The organism is Dactylosporangium sp. NPDC051087, assembly GCF_055586325.1.
The window spans coordinates 94,084-100,083 of the sequence record NZ_JBVJIJ010000036.1 but is presented as its reverse complement, the minus strand read 5'-3'; the positions used below and the strand labels follow the sequence as shown (position 1 = coordinate 100,083).

General features: G+C 69.3%; 6 protein-coding genes. 3 read left to right on the top strand and 3 right to left on the bottom strand.

Going from position 1 to position 6,000, the window contains the following annotated elements; translation table 11 throughout:
* Positions 1-56 precede the first annotated feature (56 nt).
* Together ACZ6TV_RS46990 and ACZ6TV_RS46985 are read right to left on the bottom strand one after the other, a co-directional pair.
* Positions 57-1,037 (bottom strand): hypothetical protein, encoded by a 981-nt coding sequence (locus ACZ6TV_RS46990; RefSeq protein ID WP_465306687.1) that lies wholly within the window; start codon positions 1,035-1,037, stop codon positions 57-59.
* A 348-nt stretch (positions 1,038-1,385) separates the two neighbouring features.
* Positions 1,386-3,098 carry a family 43 glycosylhydrolase gene (locus ACZ6TV_RS46985; RefSeq protein WP_465306685.1) on the bottom strand — a complete coding sequence of 571 codons (1,713 nt, stop codon included), beginning with the start codon at positions 3,096-3,098 and terminating at the stop codon, positions 1,386-1,388.
* 169 nt (positions 3,099-3,267) lie between these two features.
* Between ACZ6TV_RS46985 and ACZ6TV_RS46980 the strand changes: the two genes are divergently transcribed.
* Genes ACZ6TV_RS46980 through ACZ6TV_RS46970 form a run of 3 tightly spaced genes read left to right on the top strand, consistent with a single transcriptional unit; the run spans position 3,268 to position 5,089 of the window.
* Positions 3,268-3,618: an ArsR/SmtB family transcription factor gene (locus tag ACZ6TV_RS46980; RefSeq protein ID WP_465306683.1), complete on the top strand. Its 351-nt coding sequence runs from the start codon at positions 3,268-3,270 to the stop codon at positions 3,616-3,618.
* Positions 3,602-4,474 carry an SRPBCC domain-containing protein gene (locus ACZ6TV_RS46975; protein WP_465306681.1) on the top strand — a complete coding sequence of 291 codons (873 nt, stop codon included), beginning with the start codon at positions 3,602-3,604 and terminating at the stop codon, positions 4,472-4,474. Before ACZ6TV_RS46980 ends, ACZ6TV_RS46975 begins: the two co-directional genes overlap by 17 nt.
* Before the next feature lie 51 nt (positions 4,475-4,525).
* Complete coding sequence (locus ACZ6TV_RS46970) at positions 4,526-5,089, top strand: HEAT repeat domain-containing protein (protein ID WP_465306679.1); 564 nt, start codon at positions 4,526-4,528, stop codon at positions 5,087-5,089.
* 6 nt (positions 5,090-5,095) lie between these two features.
* Here the strand turns inward: ACZ6TV_RS46970 and ppk2 are convergent, their stop codons facing one another.
* The gene (gene ppk2 / locus ACZ6TV_RS46965) at positions 5,096-5,983 is read right to left on the bottom strand and encodes a polyphosphate kinase 2 (RefSeq protein WP_465306677.1); all 888 of its coding nucleotides are present in this window, start codon (positions 5,981-5,983) and stop codon (positions 5,096-5,098) included.
* Between the last annotated feature and the right edge of the window lie 17 nt (positions 5,984-6,000).

Here is a 6,000-nt window from a genome sequence, read left to right as displayed (position 1 = left end):
CGGCCGTCAGTATGCCCGCCGACGCGCCGACCAGCCCGAGCGCCACCAGCCCATCGTCAGGCATCTACATAACGAACCTGGGCTGCCGTACTAGACGAGGCGTCAATCCAAAAGATCACCGTGTACTCGTCGCTACGGTCACTTGCCCAGGCGGCCGACAGGCTTGTTTTGCCGATTCCTGAAGGACCATGCAGTACGCATGTCGGGACCTGCGGGGTGGGGTTAGGTATAGTCAGCACGTCGGCGATTCGATCCAGTAGCTCTGGCCGGTCGACATCCGTCAGTCGCGGATGAGCGCCAACATTGATCGACCAATTACGGCCAGACACTGCCGCAGCAAGGGCCGCATTGTCCATCGCGAGCGCGGCGCGGATAGCGTCGAATGAAATCACTGGGACGCGTGCAGCGGCGGCTGTTGACAGGATGTCCCACAGAAGGTGGCTCAGCAGCAGTCCAGCTGCATCCCACCCCGCTTGGCCGGTGCGGTATCGATGGCGCAGGCGCCGAACTTCCTCGCGCATCTGCTGACGGATTGTAGAGGCAGGGCGTCCGTCGACGATGATTCGGCATCGACGGAGCCTGCCCCAGCCGCCTTCGTCGAGCTTCCCGAGGCGGGCTGTTACTCCTGCGGCGCGACCGGCGAAGACACCCAGCGATTCTTTGAACTGCTCGTCCGTGATGCCGTGGTCGTCCAACACCGCACACAAGCCCCCGAACGCGCCGGTCGCTGGCCTGGTCGCCAACAGCAGATAAGAGGAAGCCGGACCCGTGGTGAGACGCAGAAGCACGTTAATCGCATCCGAGGCCGTAAGCTGCGTGGCGGCACTCGTCTTCACCTGCGCTCTGACAAGACACTCCGACTCACGGTAGATGGCGAAGTCAACCGCCTCCGCGTCCTCGTCCGGCGTGGCAGCTGGCGGGCTTTCAACATAGATGCCCGTTGCCGACGATCCTGGGTCGGCAATGGCTTCGAACGCATACTCAAGCGTGCGCAGGAACTGGTATTCGAAGCCTCGTATCGCATCCTGCCCACCCAACGTCACTCCTCTCATCGACTTTGAACAATCTACCTAGCCGGAGGCCACATCAACTTGGTTGGTGAGGGTTCAGGTCGGCTGATTCGTCAGTTCGCCGCCCCGCTGGTGGCGAGGTGGACACGGCATCCGACCAACTCGTGCGCCCGATCGGTACGAGTCTCTGGACCTGCACGGCGGGTCGCGATGGGCGCGCCACAGGATGGTCGTCGGAGTCGCCGAGGGTAGGGAGTCGGTGCAGCGATTCGAGGGCATCGTTCCCGACCTTCGCCCGTGGACCAGGAATGCACCGATCATGACACCGGCGCCGGGCCCGCATGCACAAGGACTCGGCGCCGAGGGCGAGGAGTGTCAGGTCAGGCGGAAGACCTGCGCCGCGGAGGTGTTGCAGTCCCAGATGCGCAGGGCGGTGCCGTTGGCGGTGGCGCCGTTCGGGGAGTCCAGGCAGCGGCCCGACGCCGGGTTGCGCAGGGTGCCGTTCGGCTGCGGTGCCCACTGTTGGGCGCCGCCGCCGTTGCAGTCCCACAGCTGGACGGCCGCGCCGTTGGTGGTGGAGCCGCCGGTGACGTCGAGGCAGCGGCCCAGGGTCCGCAGTGCGCCGCCGGTGAGGGTCCAGTGCTGGTCGGCGGCGGACGGCAGGCAGTCCCACAGCTGGACGCGGGCGCCGTTGACGCCGATGTCGTCGCCGGAGACGTCGACGCATTTGCCGCCGGGGCCGGTGATCGTGCCCGTGGTCAGGCGGAACTGCTGGGCGGCGGCGGTGTTGCAGTCCCAGATGCGCAGGCGGGTGCCGTTGGCGGTGGCGCCGTTCGGGGAGTCCAGGCAGCGGCCCGACGCCGGGTTGCGCAGGGTGCCGTTCGGCTGCGGTGCCCACTGCTGGGCGCCGCCGCCGTTGCAGTCCCACAGCTGCACGAGCGCGCCGTTCGCGGTGGAGCCGCCGGTGACGTCGAGGCAGCGGCCCAGGGTCCGCAGTGCGCCGCCGGTGAGGGTCCAGTGCTGGTCGGCGGCGGACGCCAGGCAGTCCCACAGTTGCACGGCGGCGCCGTTGCCGCCGGAGTCGTCGCCCGTGACGTCGACGCATTTGCCGCCCGGCCCGGTGAGGAGGCCGCCTGCGGCCGGGGCGGGGCGGGCGTCGACGCCGGTGGAGGTCATCGTGACGCGCTGGATGGAGCCGTCGCCGTTGAAGTACATGCGGTCCAGGGCGGTGTACCGCTTGCTGTAGTCGGCGTTCTGGTAGCGGTGGTAGATCATGTACCAGTCGTCGGTGCCCGGGTACTGCAGCATGCCGTTGTGGCCGGGGCCGTTGTTGGTGCCGCTCGCCGAGAGGATCTGCCCGCCGTAGGTCCACGGTCCGAGCGGGCCGGGTCCGGTGGAGTACTGCACGTTGTAGGTGTTGTCGGCGTACGAGCCGTTGGAGTACTGCAGGTAGTAGCGCCCGGCGCGCTTGAACACGAACGGCGCCTCGGTGAAGTTCTGCGGGCGCTGCACGGTGACGGCGCCCGCGACGGAGGTCATGTCGGCGCCGAGCCGGAAGACGCCCATGTTGCCGCCGCCGGCGGAGCCGCCGAAGTACAGGTACGCCTGGCCGTCGTCGTCGACGAAGACCATCGGGTCGATGGCCTCGATGCCGTTGAAGATCTTGCCCTGGACGAGGGGTGAGCCCTTGTCGCGGCAGGGGCCGACGGGTGAGTCGCAGACGGCGACGGCGACGGACGTGGCGATCGCGGTGTAGAAGTAGTACTTGCCGTTGCGGTACACCATGTCCGGTGCCCAGGTGCGGGTGTCGGTGGACGCCCAGCTGACGGTGGCGCGGTCCAGGACGACGCCGGCGTCGACCCAGTTGGTGAGGTCGGTGGAGCGCCACGCGTGGAAGTAGCGGCCGGGTGCGTCGGTCGTGCCGCCGCTCGCGGTCGTGTACACGTAGTAGGCGCCGTTGAACAGCTCGATCGACGGGTCCGGGTGGTCCCCGGGCAGGATCGGGTTTCCTGAGGTGGCGGCGGCCGCGGGCACGGGGGTCAGCACCATCCCGGCCAGCAGCGCCAGCAGGGCGAGGGCTCGTCTCATGGCATCTCCAAGTGCGGAAAGACACGACACATGGCGGTGTGTCGATGCACGATTATGCGCAGCCGCGGCGGCTTCTGAAAGATCTTGTTGGAAAATGTTCGGCTTGACGCGCGGTACACCGGCAGCTTAAATAACCGATAGGTTAGATAACCAAGTGGTGAGGTAACTGATGGTCACGGATCAGCTCAGCACGACCTTCGCGGCGCTCGCCGACCCGACACGGCGGGCGATCCTCGCCCGGCTCACCCGCGGCGAGGCGACCGTGAAGGAGCTGTCCGCCCCGTTCGCGATGAGCGGCCCGGCGATCTCCAAGCACCTGCGGGTCCTGGAGCAGGCCGGTCTGATCAGCCGCGGCCGCGAGGCACAGTGGCGCCCCTGCCGGTTGGAGGCCGCACCCATGCGCGAGGTGACGGAGTTCGCCGAGGAGTACCGGCGGTTCTGGGACGAGAACTACGCACGACTCGACCGCTATCTGCAGACCCTGCAATCGAAGGAAGCCAACGATGATCGCGACGAATGAGCCCGGCGTCACCGCGTTCGAGCTGCCCAGCGACACCGAGATCCAGATCCGGCGGACCGTCGCCGCGCCCCGCGCCCTGGTCTTCGACTGCCACACGAAGCCCGAGCACCTGCCGCACTGGATGACGGGCCCGCCCGGCTGGACGATGCCGGTCTGCGAGATCGACCTGCGGCCCGGCGGCGCGTACCGCTACGTGCTGCGCGGCGAGGGCGACGCGGAGATGACGCTCACCGGCACGTTCCAGGAGGTCCAGCGGCCGCTGCGGCTCGTCGCCACCGAGTCGTGGGGGCCGGACTGGCCCGAGACCGTCAACACGCTGACCTTCACCGCCCTCGGCAGCCACACGACGATCACCACGCTGGTGCGGTACCCGTCGCAGGAGGCCCGCGACGCCGCCCTGCAGTCCGGGATGCGTGAGGGACTCGAGGCCGGCTTCGCCAGCCTGGAGGCGTACGCGGCGGGCCTGCCCCTGCCGCCGGTCCCGGACATGCGCCTCGAGCTGGTCCCGGTGCCCGTCGCCGACGTCGACCGGGCGATCGCGTTCTACGTCGACCTGCTCGGCTTCGGCCTCGACCACGACATCCAGCCGGGCAACGGCTCCCGCGTCACCCAGCTGACGCCGCCCGGGTCGGCGTGCTCGGTCGTGCTGTACCAGGACCTGCCGGGCCTGGACCTGCCCGCCGGCACGCTGCGCGGCCTGCACCTGGTCGTCGCCGACATCCACAGGGCGCGGGAGCTGCTGCTGGCCCGCGGGGTCGAGCTCGGCGGCGTCGACGACATGGGCGGCATCCTGTACTGCGCGTTCGCCGACCCCGACGGCAACACCTGGCTGCTGCAGCAGATCACGAGAATCTGACGCGAAGGCGGCAGGTCACGAGGAACCGGCGCCGGCCGGTACCGTCGGCGCATGCGGCGACTGGAGCAGCTCCTGCACGCCATGACGGGCGTGCGGGACTGCGCCGACCCGGTCGTCGAGGAGATCGAGGAGCTGATCGGCGAAGACCCGGCAGGCTGCCGGCAGGTGATCCTCGCGCACCGCGGGGACGAGCCGACCCGGCTGTGGGCGCTCGGTCTGGCCGGTCACCCCGACGACTTCGACACCCTGGTGGCGGCGCTGAGCGACCCGGACCTGCGGCACACGGCACTCGAGGCGCTCGGCGCCCAGCCCGACGCCGCCCGGGTCGACGCCGTGGCCCGCGGCCTGCTCGCCGACCCCGACCCGGTCATCCGGTCGAGGTCGGCGGGCATCGTCGCGTTCCTCGCCCGGGCCGGCGCCGGCGCGGCGCTGCTGCCGCTGACCGGCGACCCCGACGACGACGTCCGCGCGGATCTCGGCTGGCGGCTCGGCGGGCTGCCCGGCCCGGACGCACGGTCCGCGCTGGGGATCCTCCTGGCCGACCCGTCCCCGCGCGTGCGCGCCTGGGCCGCCCGCGGCCGCGACCGGCGCGAGCGGCGAGACCCGGACCGCTGACGGCGCCTAGAGGCGCGGGGCGTCGTCGGTGGGCTCGTCTGCGAGGGCGGCCGGGCCGATGATCAGCGGGTCGGGGTTGCGGACCAGGTCGACGTCCTTGCCGTCGTAGTCGAAGCGGCTCAGCACGTGCCGCATCGCCTCGATGCGGGCGCGTTTCTTGTCGTTGGACTTGACCACGGTCCAGGGGGCGTCGGCGGTGTCGGTGTAGAAGAACATCGCCTCCTTCGCCTCCGTGTACTCGTCCCATTTGTCCAGCGACGCGAGGTCCATCGGGGAGAGCTTCCACTGCCGGACCGGGTCGACCTGCCGGATCAGGAACCGGGTCTTCTGCTCGTTGCGGGACACCGAGAACCAGAACTTGACGAGGTGGATCCCGGACCGCACGAGCATCCGCTCCAGCTCCGGCGCCTCCCGCATGAACTCCAGGTATTCGGCGCGGCTGCAGAAGCCCATGACCCGTTCGACGCCGGCCCGGTTGTACCAGGACCGGTCGAACAGCACGAACTCCCCCGCCGCCGGCAGATGGCCGACGTACCGCTGGAAATACCACTGCGTCGACTCGCGTTCGCTGGGCTTCTCCAGCGCGACGACCCTGGCACCGCGCGGGTTGAGGTGCTCCATGAAGCGTTTGATGGTGCCGCCCTTGCCCGCGGCGTCGCGGCCCTCGAAGAGGATCACCAGACGCTCGCCGCGGGCCTTCAGCGTGTACTGCAGCTTCAGCAGCTCGATCTGCAGGAGGCGCTTGGTGCGGTCGTACTCGTCGCGGGTCATCCGCTCGTCGTAGGGATAGTCCTCCCGCCAGGTGTCGATCGGCTGCCCGTCCTTGCGCAGCAGCACGGGATCGTCGTCATCGTCGTCCTCGACCACGTAGTCGTCGAGCGAGAGGCCAGCCATCCCACTGATGTACCCTC